At 21.1% G+C, this 16,193-nt stretch carries 17 protein-coding genes and 4 tRNA genes; all 21 read left to right on the plus strand.

Annotation, left to right across the window (positions count from 1 at the left end):
* The first annotated feature begins 60 nt into the window (after nt 1-60).
* Nucleotides 61-1,758, plus strand: a complete 1,698-nt coding sequence (argS, locus tag ATP_RS02380) for an arginine--tRNA ligase (RefSeq protein WP_012504579.1) — start codon at nt 61-63, stop codon at nt 1,756-1,758.
* Nucleotides 1,759-1,999: 241 nt separating this feature from the next.
* Nucleotides 2,000-2,075 (plus strand) — tRNA-Glu (locus ATP_RS02385).
* A 21-nt stretch (nt 2,076-2,096) separates the two neighbouring features.
* Nucleotides 2,097-2,173: transfer RNA gene (locus ATP_RS02390), tRNA-Arg, on the plus strand.
* Nucleotides 2,174-2,222: 49 nt separating this feature from the next.
* Nucleotides 2,223-2,299: transfer RNA gene (locus ATP_RS02395), tRNA-Pro, on the plus strand.
* Nucleotides 2,300-2,318: 19 nt separating this feature from the next.
* Nucleotides 2,319-2,393 (plus strand) — tRNA-Gly (locus ATP_RS02400).
* Between the two features lie 192 nt (nt 2,394-2,585).
* A complete protein-coding gene (rpsP, locus tag ATP_RS02405; protein ID WP_012504580.1) occupies nt 2,586-2,831 on the plus strand; it encodes a 30S ribosomal protein S16 in 246 nt (81 codons plus the stop codon).
* A 68-nt stretch (nt 2,832-2,899) separates the two neighbouring features.
* Nucleotides 2,900-3,376, plus strand: coding sequence for a ribosome maturation factor RimM (gene rimM / locus ATP_RS02410; protein ID WP_012504581.1), 477 nt, complete (start codon nt 2,900-2,902; stop codon nt 3,374-3,376).
* Nucleotides 3,373-4,104, plus strand: coding sequence for a tRNA (guanosine(37)-N1)-methyltransferase TrmD (gene trmD / locus ATP_RS02415; RefSeq protein ID WP_012504582.1), 732 nt, complete (start codon nt 3,373-3,375; stop codon nt 4,102-4,104). The genes rimM and trmD overlap by 4 nt, the downstream gene beginning before the upstream one ends.
* Before the next feature lies 1 nt (nt 4,105).
* The gene (gene rplS, locus ATP_RS02420) at nt 4,106-4,450 is read left to right on the plus strand and encodes a 50S ribosomal protein L19 (protein ID WP_012504583.1); all 345 of its coding nucleotides are present in this window, start codon (nt 4,106-4,108) and stop codon (nt 4,448-4,450) included.
* A gap of 418 nt (nt 4,451-4,868) precedes the next feature.
* Nucleotides 4,869-5,426 (plus strand): translation initiation factor IF-3, encoded by a 558-nt coding sequence (gene infC, locus ATP_RS02425; protein WP_012504584.1) that lies wholly within the window; start codon nt 4,869-4,871, stop codon nt 5,424-5,426.
* 17 nt (nt 5,427-5,443) lie between these two features.
* Nucleotides 5,444-5,641: a 50S ribosomal protein L35 gene (gene rpmI / locus ATP_RS02430; protein ID WP_012504585.1), complete on the plus strand. Its 198-nt coding sequence runs from the start codon at nt 5,444-5,446 to the stop codon at nt 5,639-5,641.
* Between the two features lie 14 nt (nt 5,642-5,655).
* Nucleotides 5,656-6,336 carry a 50S ribosomal protein L20 gene (gene rplT / locus ATP_RS02435; protein WP_012504586.1) on the plus strand — a complete coding sequence of 227 codons (681 nt, stop codon included), beginning with the start codon at nt 5,656-5,658 and terminating at the stop codon, nt 6,334-6,336.
* 64 nt (nt 6,337-6,400) lie between these two features.
* Complete coding sequence (locus ATP_RS02440) at nt 6,401-7,000, plus strand: hypothetical protein (RefSeq protein WP_012504587.1); 600 nt, start codon at nt 6,401-6,403, stop codon at nt 6,998-7,000.
* A 1,005-nt stretch (nt 7,001-8,005) separates the two neighbouring features.
* Complete coding sequence (gene acpP, locus ATP_RS02445; RefSeq protein WP_012504588.1) at nt 8,006-8,260, plus strand: acyl carrier protein; 255 nt, start codon at nt 8,006-8,008, stop codon at nt 8,258-8,260.
* 24 nt (nt 8,261-8,284) lie between these two features.
* The gene (gene leuS, locus ATP_RS02450; RefSeq protein ID WP_012504589.1) at nt 8,285-10,720 is read left to right on the plus strand and encodes a leucine--tRNA ligase; all 2,436 of its coding nucleotides are present in this window, start codon (nt 8,285-8,287) and stop codon (nt 10,718-10,720) included.
* 64 nt (nt 10,721-10,784) lie between these two features.
* Nucleotides 10,785-11,417 (plus strand): guanylate kinase, encoded by a 633-nt coding sequence (gene gmk / locus ATP_RS02455; RefSeq protein ID WP_012504590.1) that lies wholly within the window; start codon nt 10,785-10,787, stop codon nt 11,415-11,417.
* Entirely contained in the window at nt 11,414-11,629 is a 216-nt protein-coding gene (rpoZ, locus tag ATP_RS02460; protein WP_012504591.1) for a DNA-directed RNA polymerase subunit omega, read from the plus strand. The genes gmk and rpoZ overlap by 4 nt, the downstream gene beginning before the upstream one ends.
* A 35-nt stretch (nt 11,630-11,664) precedes the next feature.
* Entirely contained in the window at nt 11,665-12,567 is a 903-nt protein-coding gene (gene rsmH / locus ATP_RS02465) for a 16S rRNA (cytosine(1402)-N(4))-methyltransferase RsmH (protein ID WP_012504592.1), read from the plus strand.
* Nucleotides 12,568-12,613: 46 nt separating this feature from the next.
* Entirely contained in the window at nt 12,614-13,786 is a 1,173-nt protein-coding gene (locus ATP_RS02470; protein ID WP_012504593.1) for an NAD(P)-dependent malic enzyme, read from the plus strand.
* Nucleotides 13,787-14,247: 461 nt separating this feature from the next.
* Nucleotides 14,248-14,796 carry a DUF2963 domain-containing protein gene (locus ATP_RS02475; protein WP_041186093.1) on the plus strand — a complete coding sequence of 183 codons (549 nt, stop codon included), beginning with the start codon at nt 14,248-14,250 and terminating at the stop codon, nt 14,794-14,796.
* Nucleotides 14,797-15,364: 568 nt separating this feature from the next.
* Nucleotides 15,365-16,156: a hypothetical protein gene (locus tag ATP_RS02805; protein WP_049821849.1), complete on the plus strand. Its 792-nt coding sequence runs from the start codon at nt 15,365-15,367 to the stop codon at nt 16,154-16,156.
* Nucleotides 16,157-16,193 lie beyond the last annotated feature (37 nt).

The following is a 16,193-nucleotide window of genomic DNA, read 5'->3' on the forward strand; positions in this document are numbered from 1 at the left end:
AGTTAATATTATTATCTATTTTACGTTTGATTAATAACATTTAAAAAAAGAGGTAAAAAAATGATTTTTTCTAATATTAAAAGTCAATTAGAAAAAAAATTAATATATATTTATAATATTGATATTAATTTAATCGATAATTCAACTAATTTTGAAATTGATTTTTTTATACCTTTATTTTTATATAGTAAATTATTAAAAAAAGAAATTTTAAATGTCTTTGAAGAATTTAAAGAAACATTATTAACTTATGAAGAAATATCAACAGTTGAATTTTTAAATGGTTTTTTGAATATTAAATTAAATCGAAATTTATTAACTAAAAATATATTATTAAATATTGTTGATTCTAAAGATAAATATGGTTCTAAAGAATATAATAATCAAACTATTGTTTTAGATTATTCTTCTCCTAATATTGCTAAAAATTTTTCTATTGGACATTTACGTTCGACTGTTATTGGTAACGCTTTAAAAAATATTTATCAAAAATTAGGCTTTAAGACTATAAGTATTAATCATTTAGGTGATTGGGGAACCCAATTTGGTAAATTAATTTTAGCTTATAAAAAATGGGGTAATCACAAAAAGGTTTTAGAAGATCCTATGAATGAATTACAAAAACTTTATGTTTTTTTTCATGAACAAGCTAAAATTAATCCTAAATTAAATCAAGAAGCTAGTGATTTGTTTTATCAATTAGAACAAAAAAATGAGGAATTAATTGGTTTATGGAAATTATTTAAAGAAATTTCTTTAAAAGAATTTCATAAAATTTATGATTTATTAGGAATTAAATTTGATTATTATATTGGAGAATCTTTTTATAATGATCAAATCCCTGACTTGATTTTAGAATTAAAACAAAAAAAACTTTTAAAATTAGACCAAAATGCTTATATTGTAACTTTAAATGATATGCTTCCGCCCGCTTTGATTCAAAAAAAAAATGGTAGTACTGTTTATTTAACTAGAGACATAGCTGCTTTATTATATCGTTTTCGTCATTATAATTTCAGTAAAATTTTATATGTAGTTGGTAACGAACAAAAACTTCATTTTCAACAATTAAAACAAGTAGTTTTTAAAATGGGATATGATATTGATTTAGTAAATATTAATTTTGGTTTAATTTTATTTAAAGGTAAAAAACTTTCTACTCGTTTTCAAAAAACTATTAAGTTAATTGATGTTATTGAACAAATTAAAAAATTAGCTAAAAAAATTATTACTATTAAAAATCCTAATTTATTAAACATTGAAGATATTTCAAATAAGATAGCTATCGGTTCTATTATTTTTAATGATTTAAAAAATAATCGTCATTTAGATATTGATTTTGATATTGAAAGAATGATTCAATTTGAAGGTCAAACTGGTTCTTATTTGCAATATACTTGTGTTAGAATAAATTCTATTTTAGAAAAAATAAAAAAAGAAAAAAAAAAACAAATTGTTTGGCATGAATTAGAAATTAATAATAATAGTTATTTAAAAGAACATTATTTTATTTTAATTAAATTATTAGATCGTTTCTCTTTAATTTTAGAACAAACAAAAATTGAAAATATGCCAAGTATTTTGGCTCGATATCTTTTGAAAATAGCTAAAAAATTTAATCATTTTTATTCTAAGGAAAAAATTATAACTTCTCAAATAATTTTACAAAACACTAATCTTTTACTAGTTCAATCAGTTTTTATTATTTTAAAAGAAGGTTTAAGGTTATTAGGAATACCTTTATTAAATAAAATGTAAATTAATATTAGTGTTTGATATTTTAAAAAATATTTTTTATATATTAATTACTTATTATTTTATTTGTTTTTAATCATAATATATGTTATTATATTATAGTAAATTGTTATATTATTTTTTTTATTTTAAATTATAAAATTTTTTCTGATATTTTATATTTTATATTTTATATTTTATGTTATAATGATTTAATACTGAAAGATTTAATTAGTAATAAATTAGTAATAATTGAAATGAAAATGGCCCGTTGGAGAAACGGTTAACTCACATGCCTTTCACGCATGCATTCACGGGTTCGAATCCCGTACGGGTCACCAAAAAATAATTATAATAAATGTGCACCCATAGCTCAATTGGATAGAGCGTCTGACTACGGATCAGAAGGTTGGGGGTTCAAGTCCTCTTGGGTGTGCCATAAAAATTTTATTAAAATAATATAATAAATATTGACTATTTTTTATTAACGGGAAGTAGCTTAGCTTGGTATAGCGCCTGGTTTGGGACCAGGAGGTCGCGGGTTCAAATCCTGCCTTCCCGACCATTAGAAAATTATTATAAAAGCGAATGTCGTATAGTGGTTATTACTCTAGCCTTCCAAGTTATAGACGTGGGTTCGATTCCCACCATTCGCTCCATTGTTTTATTATTATTTTAAACAACAGTAATTTATTTTTTATATAAAAATGTTATTTTAAAGTTTTTATTTTAATTATTTTATAATATAGACATTTCAATAATTAAAATAAAAACTTTAATTGGAAATTAATATTTGTTAAATTCATTTTTTTATTTTTTAATATATATAAGAAAGAAGGTTTTAATAATATATGTCAGTTAAAATACGTTTACAACGTTTTGGTAAACACAAAAAACCTTTTTATCGGGTTGTAGCTATTAATTCTAAAAATTCTAGAGATGGTAAATTTTTAGAAATATTAGGTACTTATGAACCCTTATTAGGTAACATTAATTTGAATACTAAAAACATTGAAAAATGGTTATTTTATGGTGCTGTGCCAACTTTAACTGTTAAAAATTTAATCAATAAGCAAAATAAAAATAATAAATCTTAAATTCAATAATAATTTTATTTTAATTTTTAGAAAAAAATTTAAAATTATTAGTGGAGAATTTTAAAAACATGCATTATTTAGGAAAAATAATTAATACACACGGAATAAAAGGGTATTTAAAAGCCCAATTAGAAATTGATTTTTTATCGTTTTTTAAACCTCAACAAAAATTTTATATTAATAATTTTTTAGTTGAATTAGTGAGTTTACAAAAGTATAAAGATTTTTTTTTACTTAAATTAAAAGACTTAAATAATTTAAATCAAGTAGAAAAATTTAAATTTTGTGATATTTATATTGATAATGAATATTTTTCTGCTGTTAATAATTTTTATAGTTATCAAGAGTTAATTGATAAATCAGTTTATGATGAAAAAAAAGTTTTTTTAGGTAAAGTTAAATTTATTATAAAAGTTCCGCAAGGTTATCTTTTGGAAATAAAAAAAAAATGTGGTAACACTAGTTTGGTTCCTTTTTTGAATTATTTTGTTAAAGAAATTAATATTGATAATATTATTATTAAAACTATTGAAGGATTAATATGATAATTGAAATTATTACTATTTTCCCGAAATTTTTTGATTCTTTTTTTGAACATTCTATTATTAAGAGAGCAATTAAAAAAAATAAAATTATTTTTCAAGTTCATGATTTAAGAAATTATAGCAATAATAAGCATAATCAAGTAGATGATTCTCCTTATGGTGGAGGAGCAGGAATGTTATTGAAATTCCCTCCTTTTTATGAATGTTTAAAAAAAATAAAAAAATCTTTTAGTAAAGTTATTTTATTATCACCCCAAGGGACTTTATTAAATCAAAAAATGGCCTTTGAATATGTAAATGAAATAAAACATTTAATTATTTTAAATGGCAACTATGAAGGCATTGACGCTAGAATATTAAATTATATTGATGCAGAAATTTCTATTGGTGACTATATATTAACAGGCGGAGAAATAGCTACTATTGTTTTAATTGATGTATTAGTAAGACTTTTACCAGGTGTTATTAATTCTGAATCTTATTTAGAAGATTCGCATCAAAAAGATCTTTTAAAATATCCTCAATATACTAAGCCTAAAATTTATCAAAATCAAAAAGTTCCTGAAATACTTTTATCTGGTAATCATAAAAATATTAAAGATTGGCGTTATAATCAAAGTTTAAAAAATACTTTTTTTAAAAGGCCTGACATTTTAAAAAAAATTAACTTAACAGAAAAACAACAAAAAATATTATTAGAAATTAAAAAAAAATTAAAAGAAGGTTAATATGAGTAATTTAAAAGGACAAAATTTAATTGAATACGTTAATAATAATAATTTAAAAAAATTTCCTGATTTTAGAACCGGTGATATAGTTAAAGTTTTTGTTAAAATTGATGATGTTAACCGTCAAAGAGTTCAGTTTTTTGAAGGTTTAGTAATTAAACGTAAAGGTAGACACATCACAGAAACTTTTACTGTAAGAAAATTTGGAGTAGAAAGAATTTTTCCACTTCATTCCCCTATGAATGATAAAATAGAAGTAGTTCGTCGTGGTATTGTTCGTCGTTCTAAATTACATTATATTAGGAAACTTTCTGCTAAGGCTTCTAGAATTAAAGAAAAAAAATAAAATTATAGTGTTGTTATGTTATATTTTATTTTGGTTTTATATGAAATCAAAATAATTTTTTAATTAATTTTTATTATTTTAATTTAATTAAAATTTATTAAAAAAATTACATTTTTTATTTTTATTGTATAATTATTTATATAACTATATTAAAATTTAAAATATTTTTTCAATTATCTTTAAAAAAATATGAAAAGAAGAGAAGATAACTCTCTCGCCTGATTAAAATTTAAATATTTTAAAAAAATTTTTGGGCAAATAGCATATTATTGAATCATATAGTACAAATTTTATTTTTGTATTTTCTTGATATCAGGATTTATTAATGTTATTTTAAAAGAGTTACTTTATTAAAAAGTAACTCTTTTATTTTTTAATGATTATAAAAAAATAATTAATCTATTAAGAGGAGATTTTTTTGATTAAAAATAAAAAAGTTAGTGCGAATGTTAATTTAAATATTTTATATAATGAAGATATTCCTAATGGTAAATATTTAATCATTGATGAAAAAGGTAATAAAATAGGCGTTTTTGATAAAAAAGAATGTCTTCGAATTGCGGAAGAAAAAGAAATTGATATTTTATTAGTTAATTCTAGTTCAGTTCCTATGATTGCTCGTTTAACTGATTATTCTAAGTATCGTTATAATCAGCAAAAAAAAAATAGAGAAATGAAAAAAAAACAAAAAAATATTAATGTTAAAGAAATTAGAATAGGTCCTAATATTGGTTTAAATGATTTTAATATTAAAGTTAAAAACATTCAAAAATTTTTATCTCAAGATGATAAGGTTAAAATTATTATGCGTTTTCGTGGTCGTATGATAATTCATCATAAATTAGGTTTAGAAGTTTTAAAAAAAATAATTACGGAATTAAGACATATTTCTTATACTGAAATGGAACCAAAACTAGTAGGAAATCAGATAATAATTATTTTATTACCTAATAAATTAAAAAAAATTAGTGAATAAAAAAGAAGGTTAAAAAAATGATTAAAAAGAAATCTCATAGTGGATTGAAAAAACGCATTAAAATTAGTAAAAATAAAAAAATTTTAAGAGGTCATGCTTATAAAAATCATTTAGCAGCTTCTAAAACTACTAAACAAAACAGACAATTACGGGGTTTAACAATGGTACATAAATCTGATGTAAAAAGAATTAAAATTATGCTTAATAATTTATAAGAGAGGTCAAAAAAATGTCTAAAATAAGTTTTGTACCTGCGAGACATCGTCGACGTAAAAAAATTTTAAAATTAGCTAAAGGATATGTTGGATCTAAAAGCACTATTTATAAAACAGCTCATGAACAAGTAATGCGTTCATTACAATATGCTTATAGGGATCGTAAACAAAGAAAAAGAGAATTTAAAAAACTATGGATTTCGAGAATTAATGCTAGTGTATTTGCTTATGGAATTAAATATTCTTCTTTTGTTCATGGATTAAAATTGGCAAATGTATTTATTAATCGTAAAGTTTTATCTGAACTAGCTATTCATAATCCAGATGTTTTTGTTCAATATGTTGAATTAGCAAAAAAATTTTTATCAGAAAAAATATCAACAACAATAACTAAACCTAAAAAAGTTTTAATCAACGAAATATTAAATGAAAAAAAAATAAATGTTAATCAATTAAAAAATGAAAAAAAAAATACTAAAGATTTGAATGATATTGATAAAAGAACATCAGAATTAAAAAATAACAATGATAAAACATTATTGCTAGAAAAAGAAAATGATATTGAACATATAGATTTATCAAAAATGTTAGTAAAAGATTTAAAGGATTTAGCAAAAAAACATAATATTAATAATTTTAATAAATTAAAAAAAACAGATTTAATTAAAGTTTTGAAATCTTTTTATAAACAATAATTTTATTATATTTTAAAAAAAATATTTTTTAAATTTAATTTTTATAAAAGGGGTATATAAAAAAATGTATAATAATGTTCAAAAAAATAATAAATTTCATAAAAAACAAGTTTTTTTTTGTTTGTTTATGTTTTTTTTCATGATTTTTTTATCTTTAATATGTTTTTTTAAAGATAAAATTATTCCTTTCAGTAATAAAGAGGGGGGAATAAAAATACATCTAATTTTATTAGGAATATTTTTATTTTTTTTAATTTTTTTATTAATTTTTCCACGTAGAACAAAAAAAAATTTACTTCATAATAGAAAAATATTTTTGTTCGAATCTGTTATTTTTATTCTTATAGCTTTGGTAAGTTTTATTTTTCCTGGTTTAGGTATGCCATTATTCGGAGTAAAAAATAATTTTTTTAGTATTGATAATAGTATCGCTATTATTTTAATCATATATGGATTATCTAATTTATATATTGATTATTTTTTTAATTCTCCAAAACGTTTTCATCATTTTTTCATTAATTTAATTATTTTTGGTTTAGGTATGAATTTAATAGGAGATCATTATCAATTAGAAGAAAAAATTTTTAATATTTTGTTTTTTATTTTTATTTCTTCTGCTTTTTATTATTTAATTTTATTTTTTATCAAAAATTTTAATCATTAATAAAAATTAAATAAGGGATTTTAAAATTAATTATTTAATATTATTTAAAATTTATAAAATAATTTAATTTATTTTAATTTTTGATGTAGGTAATGAAAACATAGATGTGTTTAATAATTATGTTAAAGAGGAATTATAAAAAATAATAGTTTAAATTTTATAAATTATGATAATTTAAAATTTCTATTCAATTATTTCTAAATTTTTTCCAATAATTAAATCTTGTCATAATTTGAGTTTTTAAAAACATTAAAACTTATTTCTGAATAAGTTTTAATGTTTTGATAGTTTAATAAAAAGTTGTTTTTTTTAAGAATTTATATTAATAAAAGTGCTAATCAAATTCCTTAATAAATTGTTATTGCTATAGTATATCTTACAATATCCAGGATTATATTAAAATTTGAAAAAATAAAAAATTACATTCTTTGCTTAATGAATAAATCTTAAAAAATATTTTAATGATTGTGGTTTATTTGTTGATTATTAAGATTTAAGAAAATTTATATTAAAAATATCTTTATAAAATAGTATTTCTTTTGGTTAATACAAATTAATTTATGTTATTTATATAACTATATTTTTTAATAATTTATTTTATTAATCAAACAAAACTTTCTTATTAGTAATTTTTATTCCAATTAGATATTATTAACTCTTCATATTTCAATTTTCAATAAATAAGATATTTAAAATTCCATTAAACTTTTAAGTTTATTATTAGAAGAATTAGATGAAAAAAACATTACAAGATATTTTATTTCATTAAATTTAATGTATTTTTAAAAATATTAAGAAGAGATTTTTATAATCTCTTTTTTTTATTTATAATTTATATTTTTATTACAGTGATATAATTAAATTATAAGTGGCAATTTAGAATTTAATTATATTGGGGTTAGAAATATATAAAATTCAAATATTTTTAATTTAAATAATTATTTAAATTAAATTTTATTAAAAATTATTAAAAAAAAACATATATTCAGGAGAGTATATTTAAATATGATTTTTCAAAAAATCCAAGAATTTATCGCAGAACAATTATCTATTGATAAAAATAATATTAAGTTAGAATCTGATTTAAAAGAAGATTTAGGAATTGATTCTATTGATGCGGTGGGCTTAATTATTAAAATCGAAGAATTTTTTAAACTTGAAGTTAGTGATGAAACTTTACAAAAATTTAAAAATGTTAAAGATATTTTAGAGTATATACAACAACATGTTGATAATTATGATTATTTAGAAAAAAAATAAAAATTTTAATTTAAAGGAATATACATGAGAAATGTTTTATATGATTTTAAAAAGATAGAGTACAAATGGCAACGTTATTGGCTTGAAAATAAAGTTTTTAAAACTTCTGATAATTTTGATAAAAAAAAATTTTATTGTTTAGATATGTTTCCCTATCCCTCGGCCGAAGGTTTACATGTAGGTCATATTGAAGGTTATACGGCCAGCGATATTTTTAGTCGTTTTAAAAAAATGCAAGGATATAATGTTTTACATCCTTTTGGTTGGGATTCTTTTGGTTTACCAGCTGAACAATATGCTTTAAAAACTGGCAACAATCCTAGAAATTTTACTTATGAAAATATTAAAAATTTCAAAGAACAAATTATTAAAATGGGAAAAGGTGTAGATTGGGATAAAGAATTAGCTACTTCTGATAACGATTTTTATCATTGGACGCAATGGATTTTTAAGAAATTATATCAAAAAAATTTAGCAGTTTTAAAAGATTTAGAAGTTAATTTTTGTGAAGGATTAGGAACTGTTTTAGCTAATGAAGAAATAGTTTCTAAAGATGGTAAACTTTTTTCCGAAAGAGGCGATTTTCCGGTTGTTAAAAAAACCTTAAAACAGTGGGTTTTGAAGATTACTGATTATGCAGAAAGGCTTTTAGATGATTTAGAACTTGTTGATTTTCCTTCAAATTTAAAACAAATTCAACGTAATTGGATTGGAAAATCTAGTGGAGTAATCATTACTTTTAAAGTTGATGGTTTTTCGGAAACTTTCGATGTTTTTACTACTCGTCCTGATACTATTTTTGGCGTTACATGTTGTATTTTAGCGCCAGAACATATTTTAGTTAAAAAAATAACTAAAACTTTATTTCAAAAATCCATTTTTGATTATATTGAACAAACTAAACAAAAACAAGAACTAGAACGATCTATTGATAAAAATAAAACAGGTGTTTTTACTGGTTCATACGCTATTAACCCTGTTAATCAAAAAAAAGTACCAATTTGGATTTCAGACTATATTTTACCTCATTATGGGACTGGTGCTTTAGCAGCTGTTCCAGCACATGATCAAAGAGATTTTGAATTTGCTAAAAAATATCAATTAGAAATTATTTCTGTAATTAAAGATAAAGATAATCAAATACAAGAAGTTTTTTGTGGTGACGGAATACATTTTCAAAGTCATTTTTTAGATGGTTTAACTAACGAAACAGCTAAAATAAAAATTATTGAATTTTTAGAAAAAAATAAATTAGGTTATATTCATAATATTTATAAATTGCATGATTATTTTTTTTCACGTCAAAGATATTGGGGAGAACCTTTTCCAGTATTTTATGATGAAAAAGATAATATTCATTTACTTTCTGATGAAGAATTGCCTTTAGAATTACCTTATTTAAAAGATTTTAAACCTTCTAATAATGCAAAAGAGGCTCCTCCTTTATCGCGAGTTAAAAATTGGATTTATTTTGAAAAAAATGGTAAAAAATATCGAAGAGATGCTAATACTATGTCACAATTGGCTGGTAGTTCTTGGTATTACATAGCTTATATTTTGAAAAATAGTTTAGGCATGTTACCTTTAAATACTTTGGATTCTAAAAAAAAAATAGATTATTTTTTGCCTGTTGATTTATATATTGGAGGAGCTGAACATTCAACTGGTCATTTATTATGTGTTCGTTTTTGGCATAAAGTTTTATATGATTTAGGTTTAGTTTCTACTAAAGAACCTTTTAAAAAAATTATTCATCAAGGTATTATTTTAGGTAATGATAATACTAAAATGAGTAAATCTAAAGGTAATGGTGTTAGTGCTAAATTAATGTTAGATCAATATGGAGCTGATGTTTTAAGATTATATGAAATGTTTTTAGGTCCATTGAGTGATACAAAAATTTGGTCTTATAAAAATATTAAAGGTTCTATTAAGTTTTTGGAACGTGTTTATAATATTTTTAATTTTGAAATTACAACAATTAATCAAAAAGAGTTAGAATTTTTATATCATACCACTGTTAAAAAAGTAACTGATTTATATGAAAAATTAAAATTTAATGTAGCGATAAGTCAGTTAATGATTTTTGTTAATGAAGTTTATAAACATAAAAAAATTTCTAAATACCAAGCAAGAGGTTTTTTAAAATTATTAAATCCTATCGCTCCTCATTTAACAGAAGAATTAAATCAATTATTTTTAAATGAAAAACCAATATGTTTTTCTTCTTTCCCTTCTTATGATGAAAGTTTTTTATCTTTAAAAAATGTAGAAATTATAATTCAAATTAATGGTAAGTTACGTTCAAAAATTACTAGTTTAATGAATGAAAGTAAAGAAAATATTTTAAAAATAGCTTTACAAGATGCTAAAATTATTAATTATATTCACCATAAACAAAAAATTCAAAAAATAATTTTTGTTAATAATAAATTGTTAAATATTGTTTTAAAAAAATAATAAAAATTGATTTATTATATTAATTTTTTAATTATAAAAATATGAAAGGGTATAAATAAAAATTATGAAATTAAACAAAAAAGGACTTTTAATTATTATTTCTGGTCCTTCTGGCGTTGGTAAAGAAACTGTAAGAAAAGCTTTATTTAATATTAAAAATCATAATTTTATTTATTCTATTTCTTTTACTACTAGGCCGCAAAGATCATATGAAAAACAAGGAAAAAATTATTATTTTGTTTCTGAAAAACAATTTTTAAATTATATTAATAAAGATTATTTTTTAGAATGGGCTAAGTTTTTAGGTTATTATTATGGTACACCTCGTAATGCTATTGAAGAAGATATGAAAAAAGGTAAAGAAGTTATTGTAGAGGTAGAAGTTGAAGGGGCTTTAAAAATTAGAGAAAAAAACATTAAAGATGCTGTTTTTATTTTTATTGTTCCACCGAGTAAGAAAAGTTTATATGATCGTTTGAAAAAAAGAGGAACAGAAACAGAACAAATTATACAACAAAGAATTCAAAAAGCAGATAAAGAATTTTTACTTGCTTATAAATATGATTATATTGTTATGAATGATGAAATTAACAATGCTGCTAATAGAATAATTTCTATTATAAGTGCAGAACATTCTAAAACTAAAAGAAGTATTTATACTTATTTTAAAATTTTAGAAGGAGAGAAAATTAAATGATAAAAAAAAATAAAGATGGTCTTAATTATCCTTCCATTGATAAATTATTGGAAAAAGTTGATTCTAAATATAAATTAGTTTATATTGCTAGTAAAATTGCACATATTATAGAAGATCAAAAATTAGAATTAAAAGAATGCATTTGTCAAAAAAACATCGGTAAAGCTTTGGAAGAAATTATTAAAGATAAAGTAACAGTCGTTTTTGAATAATTTATTTTTCAAAAATTATAATTTTTAATTATTGAATGAAATTAAACCATATTCCAGTTTTACCGAAAGAAGTTTTAAAATATTTAAATGTTAAATCATCCGGCATTTATGTTGATGCTACATTAGGCGGTGGTGGTCATAGTGAATTGATTTTAGAAAAATTAAAAAAAGGTTTTTTATATGCTTTTGACCAAGATATTTTTGCCATTAAACAATCAAAAAAATTATTTGCTAATAATCATAAAATTGAATTAATTCATAGCAATTTCTTTTTTTTAAAACAAGAATTAAATAAAAGAGGCGTTTTTTTTGTTGATGGTATTATTTTTGATTTAGGTTTATCTTCTTTTCAGATTGATGATAAAGAGAGAGGTTTTAGTTATTTATCTAATGAATTTTTAGATATGAGAATGGATAGAGAACAAAAACTTACTGCTCATTATATAATTAATAATTATAGTTTTGAAAAATTAAGAAACATTTTTTTTAATTTCGGACAAGAAAAAAATTCTTCTTTAATAGCTGCTGAAATTATAAAAAAAAGACCTTTGAACACAACTTTTGAATTAGTTGAAATTGCAGATAAATTTAATTATAATAGAAAAGGTCATAGTTCTAAAAAAATTTTCCAAGCTTTACGTATTGAAGTGAATAAAGAATTAGAGTTATTACAAAAAACCTTACATCAGTGCTTATCTTTATTGAAAGAAGGTAGTTCGATAGTAGTTATTAGTTTTCATTCTTTAGAAGATCGTTTAGTTAAAAATTTCTTTAGAGCAAACAGTATTATTAATCTGCCAACTAAATTACCAATAGTTAGTAATTTCAAAACTGTTTTAAAAATCATTACTAAGAAAGTTGTTAAACCTAGTTTAGAAGAAATAGCTTTTAATCATCGTAGTCGTTCTGCTAAATTAAGAGCTGCGGTAAAAAATTAATAAAATTTTTAAAAAAAATAAAAAAAATAGGAGTTTTAAAAAAATCATGGATATAAATCAAAAATCTTTACTTTTACATGAAAAAAATAAAGGTAAATTAGCAACTAAATCTAAAATAGAAATAAAAAACTTTGATGATTTATCGTTAGCTTATACTCCGGGAGTAGCTGAACCTTGTCGTAAAATTAATCAAAATAATAACGATGTTTATAAATATACTATGAAATCAAATACTGTGGCCGTTATTACTAATGGGACTGCGGTTTTAGGTTTAGGTGATATCGGTCCTAAAGCTGCTATTCCTGTTATGGAAGGTAAATCGATTTTATTTAAACAATTTGCTGATATTGATTCTTTTCCGATTTGTATAGATTCAAAAGATTCTCAAGAAATTATAAATATTGTTTCTAAAATTTCTTCTGTTTTTGGTGCAATTAATTTAGAAGATATCAAAGCTCCAGAATGTTTTGAGATAGAAGAAAAATTAAAACAAAAATTAGATATTCCAGTTTTCCATGATGATCAACATGGTACAGCTATTGTAGTTTCGGCTGGAATTATTAATTCTTTAAAAATTGTTAATAAAAAGTTAGAAGAATCTGAAGCTCTGATTATTGGTGCTGGTTCTGCTGGTATTTCTATAGCTAAAATGTTAATTTCATTAAAAATTAAAAATGTTGTTTTATATGATAAAAAAGGTGTTATTTATAAAGATCGTGAATGGTTAAATAAAGAACAACAGAAAATATCTTTAATTACTAATTTACATCAAGAAAAAAGTAATCTAATTGATATTTTTAAAAATAAAGATATTGTAATTGGAGTGGCTGGACCTAATATTATTACTAAAGAAATGATTTCTAATATGAATAAAGATTCTATTGTTTTCGCTTTAGCTAACCCAGTTCCAGAAATTATGCCTCAAGAAGCTAAAAAAGCTGGTGCTAGAATCGTTGCCACTGGTAGATCTGATTTTCCTAATCAAATTAATAATGTTTTAGTTTTTCCTGGAATATTTAAAGGTGCTTTAGAAGCTAAAGCTACCGAAATCAATGATGAAATGAAAATATCCTCAGTTTATGCTTTATCTAACATCATTTCTGAAAAAGAATTAAACGAAAATAATATTATTCCTAATGTTTTCGATAAAAGAGTAGTTAAAGAAATTTCTAAATCTGTTATTGAAGCAGCCATTAAAACTAACGTAATAAGAAAATAATTTTTTTAATTAATTTAATCAATTAAAATCCAAATAGGATTTTAATTTTTATATATTGAATAAATATTTGCAATATAATTAAATTAACTATTGAATGGTTAGAAAATTTTTTTACGATGTGTTTATTTTGTGATGGGGATTAAAACAATAATGATGAAAATTAAATATTTTAATTATATCTCGATATTTTAGTTTATTAAATTTCAGAACAATAATATTTTAATTTATTTATCATATTTGATAAATGAATTACCAAAAATTTAAAAATGATTGACAAGATTTGATTATTTTTTATAAAAATTATATGTGCTAAGCATTTATCTTGAAAAAAAAATAAATAATGATAAAATAAAGATTAATAATTGAGATAATAAAAAAAATAATAATAATTATCTTGATTATTTTTTTTTTTTTTAGACAATAAATTTTTGTTTATAATTAGAAAGTTGAGGTTTTTTATTTTGAAAATTAACAATAGATTTAAAAATAATAATATTTTATTATTTTTTTTAACAATAATATTTTTTTTATTAAGTAGTAATTTAATTAAGGCTAATTCGGATAATGTAGGGACAAATATAGAAAATATTTTTGATGTTAAAAATCAATCAATTCAAAGTATTAAAACAGAAATAGAACCTCCAATTAAACCAATAACAAATACTAAAATAGGTTATAATTCTGATGGTAAAACTATAGATTATCGTACTAAATATCACCCTTTAACACAAAATAAAACTCAACATACTTGTTACACTCCAAATGGTAAAAGAATTTTGTGTAGACAAATATTCGATCCTCAAACCGAAGAATTAATTTCTTTAGACACTAGATTTAATTATTTAAATAATGGTAAAAAAGTTGTAATTAGGTATGTCACAGAATTTGATCTTTTAACAGGTAATATAGCAAAAAAAACATGTTATCGTCCTGATAGGAATCAACAAATTGCTTATATTGAATATTATGATCTTCAAACAGAAGAATTAACAGGAATATTTTATTTTTAAAATTATTTATTTAAATAATATTTAATTAATTAGGTTATTAATTTATTTTATTTTTTCTAATTTTTAAATTTATCCGAATTAATAATCAAAATAAAAAGTAAATATTATAATTTAAAATTAGTTTTATTAAAAAATACAAAAAAATCATTTATCGAAAATAAAAAAATAAGTAAAAAGCTTTTTACTTTTTTTTTATTTTATTTTGCTATAATATTGAAAATGTTTAATTAAGTAAGAATACTTCTTCAAAAAAAACATTATTTATTCAATTAGTTATTCAGGAATAAAAGAAAATGGTGTTTTAGAATATACAATGACTGAATTTGTTGATTTTTTTGAAGAAAAAATTATATCACCAATTCAACCATATAATTCTCAATCTATTTCTAATGAATTGAAAAAAGTTAAATAAAAAACTCATGAAGAAATATTTGAAAAAATATTATTTTTGATATTTACAAGTTATTTATATATTCCGATAGTTGTTTTAAAAGAAAATTAAAAATATAATATAAAAATTAATAATATTAAATTTATATATAACTGAGAGGAAAAAATATATTTTAAAATGAAAATTACTTTGTTAAAAAAAATAATTATTATTACATTATTGTTTATAAGCGCTTCCTTAATTGAAGCGGTGTCTAAATTTACTATTAATGCTTCAACAGATTGTCATAATTCTTTTTTTAAAATAGAATTTTTACCATTGATTTTAATAGGTTTTTTGTTTGGTTTAAAATATGGCGTTCTAGCTAATTTGTTATATTTATTAATTCATTATATATTTGAATATGTTGTAGTTTTACATTCATTATCTGCAACTTTATCATTACCATCATCATTTAATTTTTATTTGTTTTTTTTTAAATTTTTTTTACCTTATATATTTTGTTCTCTTTCTGGTTTATTTTATAGACAGGACTTGGAACATTTAAATCAAAAAAAAAATATTATATTAACTTTTTTGATTATAGTTATATTAAATATTATTTCTGTTTTTTTAACAGTTAATTTTTTATCTATTTCTTCTTTAGAAGCAGATCATCATCACGAACATGAACATCACGAACATGAACATCACGAACATGAACATCACGAACATGAACATCACGAACATGAACATCACGAACATGAACATCACGAACATGAACATCACGAACATGAACATCACGAACATGAACATCACGAACATGAACATAATAGTTTATTGAAAAAATTTTTTAATGATAGTGTTCCTTTTAAAACCATTTATTTAATTTATAATTTATTATCAGTTTTATTTAATAATCTTACTATTTGCGTACTGGTTATTTTGATGACTCCTAGATTAAAAGAGAATTTAAATAAAATATCTTAATATTTAAAAAAATAAAAATATATATTATAAAGGAATA

The sequence above is a fragment of the Candidatus Phytoplasma mali genome (genome assembly GCF_000026205.1).
GTDB classification, from domain to species: domain Bacteria; phylum Bacillota_I; class Bacilli_A; order Acholeplasmatales; family Acholeplasmataceae; genus Phytoplasma; species Phytoplasma mali.